Origin of the sequence: Brumimicrobium mesophilum (assembly GCF_003025005.1) — a bacterium.
Classification (GTDB): domain Bacteria; phylum Bacteroidota; class Bacteroidia; order Flavobacteriales_D; family Crocinitomicaceae; genus Brumimicrobium; species Brumimicrobium mesophilum.
The window spans coordinates 1-757 of sequence record NZ_PVSS01000063.1; the positions used below are offsets into that span (position 1 = coordinate 1).

At 30.9% G+C, this 757-nt stretch carries 1 protein-coding gene; it reads left to right on the forward strand.

Features of this window, described 5'->3' with window-relative positions; genetic code table 11:
* Positions 1-40: 40 nt before the first annotated feature.
* Positions 41-721, forward strand: coding sequence for a hypothetical protein (locus tag C6368_RS17050; protein WP_107040417.1), 681 nt, complete (start codon positions 41-43; stop codon positions 719-721).
* Positions 722-757: the final 36 nt, after the last annotated feature.

Below are 757 nucleotides of genomic sequence, written 5' to 3' on the forward strand. Positions count from 1 at the left end.
CGACAATACGTAGCTTGGACGTTAGTTGCAATTAAAATAAATGAAAAAAATACTCTTAATAATCACCTTATTTTTCTTAGCATTTAATAGTCAATTATTTGCTTGTTCTTGTACCTATTATAAGAAGATTGATATTAGACAATTCAATAGTTATGATTTGATTTTGAAGGGACAAGTAATATCGATAGATAAGAATGAAGAAGATTGGGAAAAAATTGTGGAGGTTAAAGTGCTTAAGGTTTATAAAGGGCATCAAGTCAATGATACCATTTTAATTAAAACAGGTTTAGATGGAGCATCTTGCGGACTGAACTTTAAAAATGAAGAGAAATGGTTAATCTATGGATACAAAAATCAAGAAGGAGATTTTTCAACTGGTCTATGTACTAGAAGTAAGAAACTCATTCTTATCAATCCCTTGTTTTCAATTGGGGAAAGGCAATTTCTAAAAAATTACCGGAATTACGATGGCTTTATTAAGACAAAACTTGCGGAAGGAGAACTTAAAAATGGGATGCCAATAAACACTTGGAAGTATTTTAGAAATGGAATAATTTGGGAAACAAAAGAGTATTCGGATACAGGTATTTTGAACGGGAAATCCAAGGTGTTTTATGAAAATGGGGAATTACATTATGAAACTATCTATCTGAATGGAAAATGGATTTCATCTACATATTTTGATAAAGATGGAAACGTTCAGAAGGTATATGAAAATTAAAAAAAGCAACTAATCGAGTAGACGGGTGACGACTTA